This is a genomic window from Mariniflexile ostreae (assembly GCF_042427585.1).
Classification (GTDB): Bacteria; Bacteroidota; Bacteroidia; order Flavobacteriales; family Flavobacteriaceae; genus Pseudalgibacter; species Pseudalgibacter ostreae.
This window is the reverse complement of sequence record NZ_JBHMFC010000028.1, coordinates 30431-47864: the sequence shown is the minus strand read 5'-3', so window position 1 is coordinate 47864 and position 17434 is coordinate 30431. Positions and strand designations below refer to the sequence as shown.

Below are 17434 nucleotides of genomic sequence, written 5' to 3'. Positions count from 1 at the left end.
TGCCTCAGTATAGAGGCAGTTATTACAGTTGTTGCAGTAATTACATACTTACATTAGCATTTCTTGTATTTACCCCTACTGTGCTTTAAAATGTATTTTTTTGTTTTCCATTGGACTAACTTATCATCTATAGTCCTTTTAGGTATGTCGTATTTTACTCCTATCTTAATAGCATCTTGCCTAGTAAAAGGTGAATTTAAATCATCTAAAATATTTTCATCTTGCAACGACAAACCTCCTGATTCCATTGTATTAAAAGTAAATTGACTATGCCTTAATAACCTTTTCATCAAGTTTAATGCAATTAAAAAATCAGTATTAGAACAAATCAATTTTTCATCCTTTTTGATATTAGACCTATTTCTTAGAACAGTTAATATCATTGCTATTCTAAAAAGAATTAAACCATGCCTTCTTAAGTTAGGTATAAAAGATTCTGTGTGATTTTCAATAATATCTGTACTAATAGGTCTTAAATTACTAAAGAACTTATTCGTTTGGTTTTCTGTGAAACAGAATTCTACGGGACTTCCAAGGTTTTCCAATTCATTATAGAAATTAAACACTTTATTACCCATCTCTTTAAAAATAGTTTTATTATCTCTTGCCTTAACATCAAAGACATTTTTAAACTCCGAAATTTCATCAAAATTGTAAACTATAAATCTTGAATACAACCCGTTTTCTTTGGATTTAACTAAAGGCTGGACTTGGTCAGGCGTACCACTAAGCACAATAGATAATTTAGGTTCTTTTATGTCCTCAAAAACCTTTTCAATTTTTCTACTTATGGATACGGGTTCATGCTGAAATGCCTTCCTAAGAACATCCGAATAGTTACTCCAATCGTTCTTAAGCATATTACTCATGGTATCAGCCTCTGATTCCATTATAAGTAAACCATGTTTGCTTGAACCTAAATACGAATACATTTCAGCACTACTAATGTTAGCCGGTAGAATTTTAACTTCTAAATTTGGACATGGTTCTATATCCTTATCCTTTTTTTTGTTCTTTTTACTTTCTTCACAAATTAAATATTGAGTTCTACTTTCACTTAATATTTTATCATGAATTTTCTCTATCAATAACCTAGAATGGTTCATTACCCCTTTACCCGATGCTGCTGGCGCAATTATCATTAAATATAAATGAGGATAAATAGTATCGCCATCATAAATACCAAAAACATTTGGGAAACAGTTACTTAAGACTCCTAAACTGGACAACAGAACAATATCCTTTTCTCTACCCTCGAAAGGTTCAGTAAGGATTTGTAATGGTTCTGGCAGCCTGTTATAAATACTTTTATCAATTAGTTTTCTTACCATGACCATTTCTTTTTAAATGATTAAAAACTTCTTCTTCTGAAGCTCGTTTACTCTTTGATTCATTTTGTAACATCCAATTATCTAATTCTAACTTCTTGAAATAAATTTTACCGCCATTAGGCTTAGTAAATTCAATAGCTTTATTTGCGGTCAATTTGTATAAAGTGGATTCACTTACATCTAAATAAATTAGTGCTTCTTTAAAACTCAGTATCTCCTTGTGTACAATCATCTGTACTGTTTGGAGATTTTTTTCATTGGCATTCATTATACCTTTCATAATATTAATTTTTGTGACACCTTGAGCTCATTCAATTTGGGTATCTGATTAAAAGCACAAAGAATTGAATAGATGGATTGTAGAAGAAATTTAAAATCTGTAGAAAGACTTCAATTTTGTAGATGGGTTGTAGATGTATAAAATTTAGTCCCTTGAAAGATACTTTTTTGTAATTTCTGGGAAAAAGGCATGATTAAAAATCCTGCTTTTAGTACCGAATTGACTCTTAATTGAAGCTATATCATTATCCTTAAAATTCTCGAATACCTCTTTTATAAAGTCATAGAAATAAGTTCTTATTTTTGAGGTATTATAAAGTTCCTTATGTAGTACCCAATATGAAAAACGAATTATATCTTTTGAAGAAAGCTTTGGGTTTAGTTTTTTATCAATTACAGGGACGCTTTCTTCTTGTATTAAATGTAGCGTATAACTTATCAGTTTATTAAAATCTTCTTCAGATAATATGATTTCTTTTCTTTCGTTTTTCCCATTCATATAATCAAATATCAAATGAACTATTTGTTCATTTGATTTCACATAAGTATTAAGGGAATCATCTATACTAAATTCAATATTGTTTTCATCCAAAACAAAATTATCACTACCAGGAATTAATAATCGGTCATTAATATACTTAACAAGACCTTTTAAGGGTAGCAGAAAAAAAGGGTATTTGTTAATTATGCTTAAATTGTTTGTAATCAAACTTTGAATAGTATTGAACTGATATGTAAGGTAGTTTAAATTAAAAGAAGGTTCATTTCTAAGAAAAGCTGCATACATGTGTTCTTTAGCTTTCTCAAATTCTCTTCTTAAAATAGGAATTAATATTTTTTGAATTTCTATTTCACCTTTTATACTGTTATTCCAATCGTCATACTCAACATATTTTATTACATAGGGAAGATTAATGCTATGAGACTGAAAATCGTAGTATTTTAATTGTGCTTCTAATTCTGCTGTAATATTATTTTCAATAAAGATGTATTCAAAAAATGCTAGAGGATTTTCGTCTTTGGTTTTCATAACCCAAATTTACTAAATGTTGTCGGTATGTTGCAGGCAAAATAAAAAAGCACCTACAAAAAACTTGTAAGTGCCTGATTATTAAAGTGGAGAAGATGGGATTCGAACCCACGACCTCTTGACTGCCAGTCAAGCGCTCTAGCCAACTGAGCTACATCCCCATTAAACTCAAATTAGTGCCATGTTCTAAAACACAATTCGAATGGCAAATATATGCAATTGTATATATTTTTAATGCAAAACTCAACAAGGAAAACGCATATGGTGTAAATATATTCTATTTCGAGCAACATAATGGGAATAATTTATTGTAAATCAAGCGAATAGTTTTTATTAAATTTTAAATAGTTCTCTGATTTTCTTAAAAAAACCGTAACGATTTACTTAGATTTAAACAGTCTTGCTAAAATTCATTCAAATCTATGTAGTTTTGTACGCTGCAAAAGCAAGCCTTTTAAACACTAGGCAAAGCAAACACCTGTTTTTGTGGATATTTAATACTTTATGAATACAAGCATTAGTTTAAAACGCATCAATAAATTGGCAATACCTGCTTTAATCGCAGGCATTTCAGAGCCTATATTATCTATTACAGATACAGCTATTGTTGGAAATATTGATATTAACGCTACCGAAGCGCTGGCCGCTGTGGGCATTGTGGGCACCTTTATATCCATGCTTATTTGGGTACTTGGGCAAACCCGAAGTGCCATTTCATCTATTGTGTCCCAATATGTTGGCGCCAATAAAATAGAGGCCATTAAAAATTTACCAGCGCAAGCGATTTTCATTATTACAAGTTTAAGTATATTAATCATTATAGGCACCTATCCATTCGCCTCCAATATTTTCAAACTTTATAATGCCTCAAATTTGATACTCGACTACAGTGTTGACTATTATAAAATTCGAGTTTTCGGGTTTCCTTTTACTCTATTTACCATTGCTGTTTTCGGTGTTTTTAGAGGCTTACAAAACACTTATTACCCTATGATTATAGCTTTAATTGGCGCTTTAACGAATGTGGTGTTAGATTTTGTTCTGGTATTTGGTATCGAAAATTATATTCCAGCCATGCATATTAAAGGTGCTGCCTATGCCAGTTTGGTAGCACAATGCTTAATGGCACTGCTATCGGCCTATTATTTGCTTAAAAAAACCGATATTCCGCTAATGCCAAGCTTCCCGTTCCATAAAGATATCCGAAAATTTATTTTCATGATTCTGAATTTATTTGTGCGCACCTTAGCCCTTAACGTAACCCTTTATTTCGCAACCCGCTTTGCTACTGGTTATGGTGCAGCGCATATTGCTGCTTATACCATTTGTATTAATTTATGGTTTTTTGCTGCCTTTTTTGTGGATGGTTATGCTAGTGCTGGCAATATTTTATCGGGAAAGTTACTTGGGGCCAAAGCAAACCATGTTTTAATTAAGCTGAGTAACACCTTAATTACTTACGGTATTTTTATAGGCATTGGACTTGCCATTGTAGGTGCTGTTTTTTACTATCCTATAGGACGCGTTTTTTCTAAAGACCCCGAAGTCCTGTCTTTATTTTATAGCTCCTTTTGGATGATTCTAGCCATGCAGCCCTTTTGTGCTTTAGCCTTCATCTTCGATGGCATGTTTAAAGGTTTGGGCGAAATGAAGTTTTTAAGAAATGTCCTATTATTCGCAACGGGAGCCGTTTTTGTTCCCATTTTATTTTTTCTGGATTATTTAGGCTATCAATTACATGGTATTTTTATCGCCCTAACATTTTGGATATTAGCCCGTGGTGTTCCATTAATTGTGAAATTCAGAAAAATGTTTATGCCACTCTCAGAAAACAAGTAACTTTGGTTCGCTATTTCAAATTAAATAAAAAACATCATGACAGCACTCTTGGTTTTTCTACAACAAAATACGATTGAAGAAAAAACACAAAACGCCCCTGATAAAGCCTACGAAATAGGTGTTTTTATAGGATCAATGTTGCCTTTTGTACTGTTAGTACTTTTGGCTTATTTAATTTACAGGTATAACCAAAACAAAAAATAATAAAAACTTTGAATATGGATATCATGTCTTTTTTAAGTGGAAACGGTCTTTTCCTTTTACTTGCCCTAATCTTAATAATTGTTTATATCATAAACAGAATAAAAAAACGCTAATTACCGTGTTTTTAACCAGCCTGTAATACTTAAGCGCGCCTTGCGCACTGGCATAACCTCGTGTTCGATAACCTGACTTTCGAATACCACCACACGACCAGGAAGTGGATAAATCACTTTTTCCACTGCTTTGCCACTCTCATTTAAATACAGCACCAGTTCGCCTCCGTTTTCTGGCAACCAACCCGCTTCGTTTAAATAACAAACAAAAGATAATTTCCGCCTATCATCGTTCTGGAACGTATCCACATGGCGTTTGTAAAATGTGCCTTCTGGATATAGAGCATAATGAAATTCTTTATTTAAAATACCCAAAAAACAGGTTCTGTTTAAATAGCGCACCAAATCGTTAATTTTTACAAAAAAGAGCTTTTCATCTACATCGGCCTTACGTTCATCTATCCACAAAATCACATCGCCTCTTATCGCCTTTACAATGGTTTCGTTCAGCCGATTACCAATAGCCGCCTTTTTAAAAGCATCGTCTTCATGCTTTTGCAATAATGAACGCCTTAACTGCTCCACTTCTTCCGAAGTAAAAAAATTATCGATAATACTAAATTTTTGTCTTCCGATATCAGAAATCATCTGTTCGTAAACCTCATTTTCAACAAAATCAATAGCTTCAAAAAGATGGCTCATAGCAATATAACCTATTAACGCTCAAGTGTATCATGAACAAAAGCGCGTAAATGTAATCTAAAAAGCCATTACATTTACAAAATGAATATCTTTGTGTTTTAAAATTTGTACTCTAAATGAATAATATACGTATTACAAAAAAATTTTCTTTTGAAGCTGGTCATGCGCTTTATGGTTATGATGGCAAATGTAAAAACGTGCACGGCCATAGCTATAAGCTTTCGGTAACGGTAATTGGCAACCCTATTACAGATCAAGCCAATGTAAAATATGGAATGGTAATTGATTTTGGCGATTTAAAAAAAATTGTTAAAGAAGAAGTGGTAATGGTTTTTGACCATGCTACTGTCTTTAACAAAAACACCCCACACGTAGAGCTTGCCAACGAGCTTGAAAAAAGAGGCCATAACGTATTACTTGTAGACTATCAACCAACAAGTGAAATGATGGTTCTCGATTTTGCTAAGAAAATAAAAGCAAGGCTTCCAGAAAACATTCAATTGCACTCTCTAAAACTTCAAGAAACCGACAGTTCTTTTGCCCAATGGTTTGCTTCTGACAATACCTAAGGGGTATATCAATACTCCTTTAAATCCCAACGGTGTTAATCGTTATGCTTTTTTAATAAATAAGCATAGCCTTCCATGCCCTTAACATGCTCAAAAACCACTTTCATTACGCCGATAAGGGGTAAGGAAATAATAGCGCCTACCATGCCCCAAAGAACCGAAAAAAGAACAATGCCAAACACGGTTATAAATGGATTTAGGTTAATCTCGTCGCCAATAATCCAAGGGGTTAAAATGTAATTCTCCACTAATTGCGCCAAAGAAATCACTCCAATAACAATTAACGCCGGTGTAGCGCCAGCATACAGAAAAGATAATAGTACCGCTACGCCGCCCCCAATAATATTACCCACATAAGGAACTATTGAAAACAGTGCCGCAAAAACAGCCAAAAACAAAGCATACGGTACAGACCCCAGGATAAAACCTAAATAATAAATAACGAATAGAAATACCATGATTTTCCCTTTTCCTATAAGATAATTGCTCACTATTTTTGAAGACTCACTTAAAACAAGGGCCATGACTTTTGGGTCCGATGAGATTTTTTTGAAAAACTTGATAAACATCTGTTTCTGCATCATAAATAAAATGATATAAACAAAGATTAAAAGCGATTGCGACAACAAATTGAGCACAGAAGAAAGAAAAACACTTACCATACTTTGCGCTTTCTTAATAAGGCTTTGATTATCGTTTATATACGATTTCAAATCAAATTTAAGCTGTTCTTTCGACCATTCAGAAACGCCTCCCACCTTTTCTCCCGCTTTCTCCTTAATGGTTGGCCAATCGTCTGCAATAGCATTTACCTGAGAACTTATAAGCCATGATAAGGCTAGAACAATAACAACCATGATCGTTACAGACAAGGTCATGGACAACCAATTTGGCAAACCTTTTTTATTTAATTTCTGTGTGGGCTTATCAAGTATAATAGCCATAATCGCAGCGACCAACAAAGGCATTAAAAGGGATGCGCCAAAGTATAAAAGGGCCAGAAAACCGCCCACAATAAGAAATGCTTTTATTAAATAGCGTCCAGAAATATCTAGCTTTGAATGGCTCACAAGATTATTTTTTTAGGTTTATAGTTTTGATACTTTTTTTTGTGAAATAAAGCAAAATCACCAAATGTCATTACCCGAATCCCTTATAATCTTAATGCATTTAAACGCGCCCCCATTTTACTTGTCTGCTTTTATGGATAAGAGAGGCAAAACAGGAGGTTTTCTAAACTTTAACTATCCCATTCCTACCTATTACAAACCTATTTTGATAAAATCAATTTCCCATTTCCCCGCTTACATCCAAAGCACTATATTTACACCATGCAAATTCCCAAAGGAAAAAAAATATATTTCGCTTCCGACCACCATTTAGGAGCCCCGACCCTTGAGGCATCCCGCCCACGTGAAAAAAAGTTTGTGGCCTGGCTAGATGAGGTGAAGGAAGATGCTGCCGCTATTTTTATTTTAGGCGATTTATTCGATTTCTGGATGGAGTTTAAAACCGTAGTACCAAAAGGCTTTACCAGAACGCTTGGTAAATTAGCAGAAATCTCAGACTCTGGAATTCCTATTTATTTTTTTGTTGGAAATCATGACCTTTGGATGGATGGTTATTTTGAAGAAGAACTCAACATTCCCGTTTTTCACAAGCCCAAAGAATTTATTTTTAACGATAAAGTTTTCCTAATTGGTCATGGCGATGGCCTAGGTCCTGGCGACAAAGGTTACAAACGCATGAAAAAAGTATTTACCAATCCTTTTTTTAAATGGCTTTTTCGTTGGCTGCATCCAGATATAGGCGTTAGTATTGCGCAATATCTATCTATAAAAAACAAACTTATCTCTGGCGACGATGATGCGAAGTTTTTAGGAGATGATAACGAATGGCTCGTATTATACTCGAAAAAGAAACTTGAAGACAAACACTGTGATTTCTTTGTTTTTGGACATCGCCATTTACCCATGACAATCCCTTTAAACGAATCATCCAAATACATCAATTTGGGAGATTGGATCCAATATTTTACTTATGGCGTTTTTGATGGTGATCATTTTGAGCTTAAAACCTTTAAGCATTAACAGATTAAAAACCCAATTGTTCCCATTTGTTTTTATTTAATTTTTTTTTTTAATGCTTATGCCCCCCCTTATTGAATGAGCTACTAATAAAATGAATGCCGTTAGTATAATCTTCCTATAATAGCATAAATTTGTATTCCCTATACATATAACACCGTGATTAATAGCCCTAATAAAGAGAATGTTCCAAAAAACAAAACCCATAAGGCTCTTAAAATAATTGGAAAAATTATTTTAGGGATCCTCGTATTTTTGTTTTTGGTAGTCCTATTTATTAGAAGTCCTTGGGGACAAAATATTATTATTAACAAGGCCGTATCTTTTGTTTCGAACAAAACAAACACAACCATCACACTTAAAAAACTCTTTATCACTTTTGATGGCGACATTAAACTTGATGGATTATATCTTGAAGACACAAAAGGCGACACCCTGCTATACTCCAAATCCCTTGAAGCCAATATTCCTATTTTTGCCATGCTTAGAGGTAAAGGGCTTGGGGTGGATGCCCTAGATTGGGACGGCTTACGTGCCAATATTATAAGAAAGGATTCTATTAGCGGTTATAACTTTCAGTTTTTAATAGATGCTTTTGCTTCTAAAGACTCTACTGTAGTGCAAACAGATTCTACTACGGCCCCCTTAAACCTTATTTTAAAAGATCTTCATTTCGAAAATCTAGACATCGTCTTTAATGATGCCGTAGCAGGAATAGACAGCCGGTTTAAAATAGGGCGCCTACATGCCGATTTTAAAAAAACCGATTTGGAACGCATGGCTTTCGAAGCCTCCTCATTAAAACTGAACAACTCCAATATTAGGTTCATTCAAAAACCAGTTCCAAAAGCCCCCAATCCAGAACCTGCAACACAGCCTCTTTTAAGTATAAAAAAAATTCAACTTACTCAGGTTTATGCCGATTACCAATCTCTTGATGATGGCCTTGCTGCAGAAGTCGATTTTAAAGATTTTTATGCTGAAATTCCAAATATAGATTTACCAAACAACACCTTCGAACTAAATGCATTAAACCTTAAAAACTCGTCTATTATACTGCATACCGCAACAACGGATAATACAAAAGAAAAGAATGCAGAAGATATTAGCCCAAAAGAAAGCGGTGGTTTTGAGTGGCCTAAATTAAATATTGTAGTAAAAGCTATCGATTTTCAGAATAACACCTTTAGTTATTTTGTAGACCATCAAAAAGCAGAAACAGGACATTTCAATCCTAAAGCCATGGTGTGGACAAATTTTAATATTTTAGGAAATCATGTTCTCCTAAAAGATAGAAAAGCAGAAGTCCAAATTAAAAAAGGATCCGTTAAAGAGATTTCAGGTTTAGAGTTAAAAACACTACGCTTTGGTTTACAGGCAACAGACGCCGCTTTAAAAATAAACAATCTAAAAACTGCAGTTAATAACCATATTTTAGAAGGGAATCTACAATTGGATTATCCTACTTTATCCAATTTCATACAAACTCCAGAAACATCTAAAGTAAATTTAAACCTCTCTAAGTTTCAAGTCGCGTTAAACGATCTTTTTCTGTTTCAACCCCATTTAAAAAAGAATGAGATTTTTAAATCTTTAAGTACAAAACCCATTACAGGCCATATAAAAGCAACTGGATATCTTTCTGATATCGCAATATCAAGTATGAAGGCACATTGGGGCAACACGACACACTTTTCGGCACAGGGCCATGTTAAAAACATTACGGATGCTGACAATCTTCAACTCAATATTCCGAAATTTTCTTTGGTAACAAAACGTTCGGACATTGTAACATTTGTTAATGAGAAAGAAACCGGTTTACGGTTCCCAAACGACGTTACATTAGCAGGATATCTTAAAGGAAAATTAAACAATCTATATACAGACGCGACCTTGACAACCTCTCAAGGCCTTGCAAAAATTAAAGGGCATTTAAAAAATGACAACATCTTGGCGTTTGATGCCGATCTTTCTATAGAAGATTATAAGTTGAACGAATTGCTACAAAACCCAAAAATTGGCGCACTCCATTTAACAGTAAAAGCCAGCGGTAAAGGCAAGACTATAAATAACTTGGATGCCAAACTGGAAGCCAATGTTTCAAACTTGAGATTAAATAACTATAGTGTTCAAGGATTGCAAATTAAAGGCGATATTAAAAACGGGCGAGGTAAAATAACCTCCAATTATAAAGACAAAAACCTTAATACAGATTTTTATGCTTTTGTAGTACTGGATTCTGTAGCTCCAAAAGCAAGTATAAAATGGGATATTACAGGTGCCGACCTACAAGCTTTGGGGGTCTTACAACGGCCTATTAAAACAGGCATGAAGATTTATGCCGATTTTAAGGGTCATGCAACCGGTTATGACGTTGCAGCCTTAGTAGACGAAGGTGTGGTTGTATACGATAATAAAACCTACTTAATGGGCGATATCAATACCGTAGCCCATGTAAGAACAGACACCACTTCTGTAACGTTCAACAACAAGTTGCTCAACTTGGATTTACAATCAAATACCAATCCACAAGCCTTTAGCAGTGCATTGCAACGCCATATAAACAGTTATTTTTATCAGGATATAAAAATTCCAGACAGCATCGCATCTCGTGTTAATTTAAAATTGCGTGGCCATATGAGTCAAGCCCCTGTTTTAAAAGATGTTTTTTTGGTAAACTTAAAAGACATGGATACGGTTAAAATGGCTGTCGATTTTGATGAAAAAGCACGACAATTAAAAGCCAATGTTACTGCTCCCCATATCAATTACAGCGGTTTTGAATTGGATAGTTTCGCTTTCGCCATGGATACCGATAAAGAAAAATTCAGTTTTGATCTTGGTTTTCTAAACATCAAAGCGGGTACCATCAACATACAAAAAACAGTACTTAAAGGCTCACAGTCGAATACTAAAATGGCTGTCGACTTTATCGCATATCATAAAAAGGAAAAACTTATCCAAATGATGAGTGAGATAACAAGTGAAGGCAATCAGCTGCGTTTTCATGTCTTGCCCGAAGGGCTAATTTTCAATAAACAACCATGGAATACTCCTGAAAATAACGAAATCCTTTTAGATGAAAAGAAATGGATACTAAACGACTTTAAGTTTACAAAAGGCAATCAATCCTTTGGAGCCACAGATAAACATCCTTCTAAAACTAAAGACCATATCGCTATAAATTTTAAGAATTTCAAATTAAGTGAATTTTTAAACTACTTAAATCCAGATAAAAAATTAGCTACTGGAAACCTAAATGGCAATTTTATTATTGAGGATCCCTTTACCAATACTGGTATTGTAGCCGATTTAGATATCGCCCAACTGAGTTTTATGGATGTTTCTATGGGCACACTCCATTTAGACGCCAAATCTTTAGGTGGCAACAGTTATGGTTTTCATGCAGATATGGAGGGCGGCGAGATTAATTTAGATCTTAAAGGGGAATACTTAGCAAAGGAAACGGGGGCAGAACTGGATTTAGAACTCGATATAAACAAGTTTAACATAACAGCTTTAAAAGGTTTTTCTCGAAATGAAATCACAGAAACCGAGGGCTATTTTACTGGAAATTTTAAATTGAGCGGTACCACTTCTAAACCAAAATATGAAGGGAAACTCAACTTTAAAAAGGCCGGTTTTAAGCTTGCCATGTTTAATGCTGGATTTTTATTGCCCAATGAAACCCTTAATGTAAACAACGACGGGGTATCTATGGATCGGTTCACCATTCAGGACGAAAACAAAAACAGCTTTACATTGTCAGGCAACATAGGCACCAAGTCTTTTATCAATCCTACATTCGATTTACGTGCAAAAGCCGATAATTTTCAGTTCCTAAATGCCGAAAAAGAAGATAATGATTTCTTATACGGTAAAGCCCGTTTTGATGCCGATGCTAAAATTACGGGCGATATGCAAATCCCTAAAGTTAACATGACACTTACCGTTGGTTCTGATACCGATATTACTTACGTACTGCCTTCGGCCGCTGTAAATATTGAAGAACGCGATGGTGTGGTGCTTTTTGTTAACCGAGAAAACCCAGATGCTATTTTAACAAGGTCTGAAGAAAAAACAAGTACCATTACAGGCTTTGATATTGCAGCAAGTTTAAAAATAAAAAAAGATGCTGCCATATCCTTGATTATTAACGAAGAAACTGGTGATAATTTTAAGGTAGCCGGTGAAGGCGATTTCGATTTCAAAATGAACCCTAACGGAAATATGACCTTAGCTGGAGTGTATGAAGTTAAAGATGGCCACTATGAATTAAACCTTTACAATCTTGTTAGTAGAAAATTCAATCTCGCTTCTGGAAGCCGAGTGACTTGGTCTGGCGATCCTTTTGATGCCAAAATGGACATTAAGGCGCTGTATAAGGTAGAAGCATCGGCGTCTTCTTTAATGGCACCGGTTTCTTCCGGAGGCGATGTGGCTTCTAAAGGGAAGTTCCGCCAAGTATTGCCTTTTTATGTGTACCTGAATATCGATGGCCAATTGATGGAACCTAAAATCGGGTTTACCCTAGATATGCCCGAAGAAGACAAAGGAGCTATTGGAGGACAAGTATATGGTAGGGTACAACAACTCAATCAGCAGGAAGACGAACTTAACCGCCAAGTATTTTCATTATTGGTGCTAAATCGCTTTTATCCAGATCCAGGCAGCGATGGGAGTAGCGGTGGCGTAGCGTCTATAGCCCGCGATAATTTAAATGATGCCGTATCAGACCAACTCAATATGTTTTCTGACAAACTCTTAGGGAAAACTGGATTTGAACTGGATTTTGGGCTAGATAGCTACACCGATTACCAAGGAGCTGCCCCTCAAGAACGTACGCAATTGGATATTGCAGCACAAAAAAAATTATTCAATGATCGTTTAATTGTTCGTGTAGGCAGCGAAGTAGATATCCAAGGCAGTAGTGCTACAGAAGAAGAAACACCGCTTATTGGCAACGTTAGTCTCGAATACTTACTTTCGGAAAATGGCAGATACCGTTTAAAAGGGTTTCGAAGAAATGAATTTGAAAATGTAATCGATGGCCAAACCATTGTAAGCGGAATATCGCTAATTTTTACTCAAGAATTTAATAAATTCAGGGAACTCTGGGAAGCTTTATTGACGTCGAAAACCAAAGAAGAAGAAAAAGAGGAAGCCGAGTTAAAAGCAGATAAAAAATCTAGAAAGCCTGATGAAGAAGCTGAAACTAATGAAAGTACTGAACCGAAACAACCATAAACGCATTTACTTGAAAACGCCTCTTAAAATCCTTTTTATTATCCTCATCGCTATTGGTGGTCTCTACTCCTGTAGTGTTACTAAATATATACCCGAGGATGATCATTTGTACACAGGAGCCTCACTCGAAATGATTTCAGATTCTATTATTAAACATGAAGATGCATTAAAAAACGAACTTGAAACCGTATTATTACCCGCGCCAAACAAAAAAATATTAGGCCTATATCCTGGATTATATTTATACTATAAAAATCAAAAAGAAAATCCTGGCTTTATAAACCGCTGGCTTTATAAAAAGCTAGGTGAAAAACCCGTTTACCAATCGGATGTGGAAACTTACGAAATAGAAAAACTACTATTGAATCGGTTAGAAAACAGAGGGTTTTTCTACAGTAGGGCCTCTTCAAAAACCGAAGAAAAAGGAAAGAAAGCATCGGTAGCCTATACGGTTAAAATCCCGCAACCTTACAAAATGGCTCGCTATCAACTGGATACGATTCCACCGCCTGCTCAAGTTGAAATTAAAGATTTAGTATCAAAAACATCTTTTAAAGAAGGCATGCGGTTCGATTTGAACAACATGAAATTGGAACGCCAACGCATAGATTTTAAATTAAAAGAAAAAGGGTATTATAATTTCGACGATAGTTTTTTAATATTTGAAGCCGACACCAATACGTATAACAATAAACGTTACGATTTGTTTCTGAAACTAAAAAAAGAGGTGCCGAAAAAAAGTATTGTTCCTTATAAAATCAATAACGTAAATGTTTACACAAGTTATGAGATTTCAGACTCTATCCAGACCGAAACCATTCGTTATAACGGTAAAAACTTCATCCAAAAAGAAGTTGTTTTCAAGCCTAAATATCTCGATCCATTCATTACACTAGAAGCCGATCAATACTATAGCCCTGAAAACTCCAAAAACACCGCAAGGCGCCTATCCACCATCGGCGCTTACAAATACGTTAACATACAGTATCAAGAAATCGATTCATTGGCCACCGATACGCTAGGTGTTTTAGAGAGTAACATATATTTATCGCCACTCAATAAACGTGCGCTTAGGGCAGAATTGCAATTGGTTACAAAATCCAATAATTTTTCAGGGCCTGCTTTTGCTATAACATTTAGTAACAGAAATCTATTTGGAGGAGGCGAAACCCTTAATACTTCCGCTAAAGTAGGCTATGAAACCCAGATTGGGGGCGCTAACAAAACAGGGAAAAGCAGTCTAGAATTAGGCTTTAAGAATGAATTGATTTTTCCTAGAGTTTTATTTCCCATTAAAATTAATGAAAACTTTTTTAAATATGCGATTCCAAAAACAAAGATGTCGATAGGAGCCAATTACCTAAAGCGAACACAACTTTACACCTTATTATCTGGCACCGGACTCTTTGGATATATGTGGGATGCCAATAGGTTTATAACTCACGACATTAACCCTGTTTCCATAAACTATACCGAACTATCAAATACCACGGCAGAGTTTGATAAAATTTTAGAGGACAACCCTTTTTTAAAGCGTAGTTTTGATCAACAATTCATCCCCGGACTAACATACTCCTTCACTTACAATGGTTTAGTGGATGTCCATAAAAAACATCAGTTTTACTTGAATACTTTATTCGATATTGCAGGAAACACCGTTGGATTACTGGGAAAACAAAAAAACGCAGACGACCCTAAAACCTTTTTAGGATTAGAATATGCCCAATACGCTAAGGTAGACCTAGATTTACATTATCATTTAAACTTAGGAAAAGACCAACTTATTGCCACACGCCTTTTTGCTGGTTATGGTATGGCATACGGCAATTCTGAAGTCGTGCCTTTTGTTAAACAATATTTTTCTGGAGGCCCTTATAGCGTTCGCGCCTTTAGGATCCGTTCCTTAGGCCCAGGCACTTACAGTGATGAAGAAGGGACTAATGATGGTGATTTTTTCGACAAAACAGGTAATATTAGATTAGAAGCCAATATAGAATACCGTTTCCCTATCTTTTCATTCTTTAAAGGTGCTGTTTTTGCCGATGCTGGAAATATTTGGAACTCTAAAGAAAACCCCACCTTTAATGGTAAGGATAAATTTACCAGTAACTTTATTAATGAATTAGGCATGGGTGCTGGTATCGGGCTTCGTGTAGACATTCAGAGTTTTGTAATCCGTTTGGATTTAGCCGCTCCTTTTCATGATCCGTCGCTACCAGAAGGAGAACGATATAACTTTAATTTAAAAGCCCCTATTCTTAATTTTGCTATTGGATATCCGTTTTAAAACAGGTATGATATATGGCCATACCCGAACATAAAATACGAGACTGCCAATTATTAAAACCGATTATCTAATATCTCTTAACTTAAGCTGAAGGGAGATATTGCCTTGCCATTCATTTTCATCAATAGAATAAAGGGCACTAAAAGGCTTTCCATCTGTAGTTAACTCGAGTTTATCGCCCAAACCAAAACCAATAGCCACTTTTTGATTCGCATTTGGCTGAGTAACATGAAGTCTTAAATGGGTTTGGTCTGCACCAACACATTTTCCAAAACCTGTGTCGACCAAGTTTTGGGTTAAAAAGACGGGAGTCATATTTTCTGGACCAAAAGGCGCAAACTGTTTTAAAATTCTATAAAACTTAGAAGTGATGTGCTTTAAGTCAATTTTTGCATCCACTTGAATTTCTGGAACCAAAAGCTCTTTATCGATACTATTAGCAACCACCGTTTCAAACGCTTTTTTAAAAGCACTATAGTTTTCTTCTTTTAGTGTTAATCCTGCTGCATATTTATGCCCTCCAAACTGTTCGATATGCTCGGCACAAGCTTCAAGAGCATTATAGACATCAAAATCTTTTACAGAGCGTGCCGATGCCGCTAATTTCTCTCCACTTTTTGTAAAAACCAAAGTTGGCCGGTAATAGGTTTCTGTTAATCTAGAAGCCACAATACCAATAACGCCTTTATGCCAGTTTTCATGGTAAACAACAGTAGTAAAGTGTTTCTGCTCCTTTTGTTCTTCAATTTGTCTAAGAGCAGCTTCTGTAGTTCGTTTATCTTCTTCACGTCTATCGAGGTTATATTGATTAATTTCTGCTGCATGTTCTGAAGCCTCATCATAATCCATATCGGTCAATAAGGTCACGGCATAATTCCCATGTTTCATTCTGCCTGCAGCGTTAATTCTGGGCGCAATAATAAATACCACATCCGTAATAGTAAGCACATCCTTTTTAACCAAATCAATAATCGCTTTTATCCCAGGACGTGGCTTTGAGTTGATGACTTTTAAACCATGATATGCCAATATTCTATTTTCGCCGGTAATGGGAACAATATCTGCGCCAATAGCCGTCGCTACCAAATCTAGATACACAACCAAGTCTTTTACGGTTTTTCCTTTTCGCGATGCCAAAGCTTGAATTAGTTTAAACCCCACACCACACCCACATAATTCCTGATAAGGGTAATGGCAATCGTCTTGTTTTGGATCTAAAACCGCCACGGCATTTGGTATATCGCTACCCGGACGGTGATGATCGCAAATAATAAAATCAATGCCTTTTTCTTTAGCGTAGGCCACTTTATCTACAGCTTTAATACCACAATCTAAAGCAATAATAAGAGTAAAATCATTATCAAAAGCAAAATCGATACCCTTATAAGAGACCCCATAACCTTCGTCGTACCGGTCTGGAATATACGTATGGACTAAATCGTATGAGGTTTTTAAGTAAGAAGACATCAAGGCTACCGATGTGGTACCATCGACATCATAATCGCCATAAACCAAAATATTTTCATTGTTCCTTATCGCTTTTTCAATACGCACTACCGCCTTATCCATGTCTTTCATTAGGAAAGGATCGTGTAAATCTTCTAATTTCGGCCTAAAAAAGGCTTTGGCCTCTGCATAGGTTTCAATACCACGCTGCACTAAAAGCGATGCAATTACAGCATCAACTCCAAGGGCTTCTTGCAATAGCTTTACTTTTTCCGAGTCGGGTTTTGGGGTTATGGTCCAGCGCATGGATTTCATTAAGACAAAAGTTCCAATTATTAAATTTATTCAATCTGAAAAAGA

11 protein-coding genes and 1 tRNA gene are annotated in these 17434 nt (G+C 35.4%); 5 read left to right on the top strand and 7 right to left on the bottom strand.

What is annotated here, in order from left to right; genetic code table 11:
• Positions 1–53 precede the first annotated feature (53 nt).
• The 4 genes from ACFFU9_RS08095 to ACFFU9_RS08080 all read right to left on the bottom strand — a co-directional run bounded on the left by ACFFU9_RS08095 (position 54) and on the right by ACFFU9_RS08080 (position 2801).
• Positions 54–1331: a DUF3987 domain-containing protein gene (locus tag ACFFU9_RS08095; protein WP_379860897.1), complete on the bottom strand. Its 1278-nt coding sequence runs from the start codon at positions 1329–1331 to the stop codon at positions 54–56.
• Positions 1312–1611 (bottom strand): helix-turn-helix domain-containing protein, encoded by a 300-nt coding sequence (locus ACFFU9_RS08090; RefSeq protein WP_379860896.1) that lies wholly within the window; start codon positions 1609–1611, stop codon positions 1312–1314. Before ACFFU9_RS08090 ends, ACFFU9_RS08095 begins: the two co-directional genes overlap by 20 nt.
• A gap of 144 nt (positions 1612–1755) precedes the next feature.
• On the bottom strand, positions 1756–2640 hold the full coding sequence (locus ACFFU9_RS08085; protein WP_379860895.1) for a hypothetical protein: 885 nt from the start codon (positions 2638–2640) through the stop codon (positions 1756–1758).
• 87 nt (positions 2641–2727) lie between these two features.
• Positions 2728–2801 (bottom strand) — tRNA-Ala (locus ACFFU9_RS08080).
• Positions 2802–3144: 343 nt separating this feature from the next.
• On the opposite strand from ACFFU9_RS08080, the gene ACFFU9_RS08075 reads away from it, so the two are divergent.
• Entirely contained in the window at positions 3145–4479 is a 1335-nt protein-coding gene (locus ACFFU9_RS08075) for an MATE family efflux transporter (protein WP_379860894.1), read from the top strand.
• A gap of 317 nt (positions 4480–4796) precedes the next feature.
• On the opposite strand, the gene ACFFU9_RS08070 is transcribed toward ACFFU9_RS08075, so the two are convergent.
• Positions 4797–5438, bottom strand: coding sequence for a 2OG-Fe(II) oxygenase (locus ACFFU9_RS08070; protein WP_379860893.1), 642 nt, complete (start codon positions 5436–5438; stop codon positions 4797–4799).
• Positions 5439–5554: 116 nt separating this feature from the next.
• On the opposite strand from ACFFU9_RS08070, the gene ACFFU9_RS08065 reads away from it, so the two are divergent.
• Positions 5555–6007 (top strand): 6-pyruvoyl trahydropterin synthase family protein, encoded by a 453-nt coding sequence (locus ACFFU9_RS08065; RefSeq protein WP_379860891.1) that lies wholly within the window; start codon positions 5555–5557, stop codon positions 6005–6007.
• A gap of 35 nt (positions 6008–6042) precedes the next feature.
• Here ACFFU9_RS08065 and ACFFU9_RS08060 read toward each other — a convergent pair whose 3' ends face one another.
• Complete coding sequence (locus ACFFU9_RS08060; protein ID WP_379860889.1) at positions 6043–7077, bottom strand: AI-2E family transporter; 1035 nt, start codon at positions 7075–7077, stop codon at positions 6043–6045.
• Positions 7078–7338: 261 nt separating this feature from the next.
• Between ACFFU9_RS08060 and ACFFU9_RS08055 the strand changes: the two genes are divergently transcribed.
• The 3 genes from ACFFU9_RS08055 to tamL all read left to right on the top strand — a co-directional run bounded on the left by ACFFU9_RS08055 (position 7339) and on the right by tamL (position 15628).
• Positions 7339–8097 (top strand): UDP-2,3-diacylglucosamine diphosphatase, encoded by a 759-nt coding sequence (locus ACFFU9_RS08055; RefSeq protein ID WP_379860888.1) that lies wholly within the window; start codon positions 7339–7341, stop codon positions 8095–8097.
• A gap of 156 nt (positions 8098–8253) precedes the next feature.
• Positions 8254–13341: a translocation/assembly module TamB domain-containing protein gene (locus tag ACFFU9_RS08050; protein ID WP_379860887.1), complete on the top strand. Its 5088-nt coding sequence runs from the start codon at positions 8254–8256 to the stop codon at positions 13339–13341.
• Positions 13295–15628, top strand: a complete 2334-nt coding sequence (tamL, locus tag ACFFU9_RS08045; RefSeq protein WP_379860886.1) for a translocation and assembly module lipoprotein TamL — start codon at positions 13295–13297, stop codon at positions 15626–15628. The genes ACFFU9_RS08050 and tamL overlap by 47 nt, the downstream gene beginning before the upstream one ends.
• A gap of 63 nt (positions 15629–15691) precedes the next feature.
• Here tamL and recJ read toward each other — a convergent pair whose 3' ends face one another.
• A complete protein-coding gene (recJ, locus tag ACFFU9_RS08040) occupies positions 15692–17380 on the bottom strand; it encodes a single-stranded-DNA-specific exonuclease RecJ (RefSeq protein ID WP_379860908.1) in 1689 nt (562 codons plus the stop codon).
• Between the last annotated feature and the right edge of the window lie 54 nt (positions 17381–17434).

Bases quoted from the DNA above. Each gene is read 5' to 3' on its own strand.
- ACFFU9_RS08085 (WP_379860895.1), bottom strand. From the start codon at position 2,640: ATGAAAACCAAAGACGAAAATCCTCTAGCATTTTTTGAATACATCTTT.
- tamL (WP_379860886.1), top strand. From the start codon at position 13,295: ATGAAGAAGCTGAAACTAATGAAAGTACTGAACCGAAACAACCATAAA.
- ACFFU9_RS08075 (WP_379860894.1), top strand. From the start codon at position 3,145: ATGAATACAAGCATTAGTTTAAAACGCATCAATAAATTGGCAATACCT.
- ACFFU9_RS08095 (WP_379860897.1), bottom strand. From the start codon at position 1,331: ATGGTAAGAAAACTAATTGATAAAAGTATTTATAACAGGCTGCCAGAA.
- ACFFU9_RS08070 (WP_379860893.1), bottom strand. From the start codon at position 5,438: ATGAGCCATCTTTTTGAAGCTATTGATTTTGTTGAAAATGAGGTTTAC.
- ACFFU9_RS08065 (WP_379860891.1), top strand. From the start codon at position 5,555: ATGAATAATATACGTATTACAAAAAAATTTTCTTTTGAAGCTGGTCAT.
- ACFFU9_RS08090 (WP_379860896.1), bottom strand. From the start codon at position 1,611: ATGAAAGGTATAATGAATGCCAATGAAAAAAATCTCCAAACAGTACAG.
- recJ (WP_379860908.1), bottom strand. From the start codon at position 17,380: ATGCGCTGGACCATAACCCCAAAACCCGACTCGGAAAAAGTAAAGCTA.
- ACFFU9_RS08055 (WP_379860888.1), top strand. From the start codon at position 7,339: ATGCAAATTCCCAAAGGAAAAAAAATATATTTCGCTTCCGACCACCAT.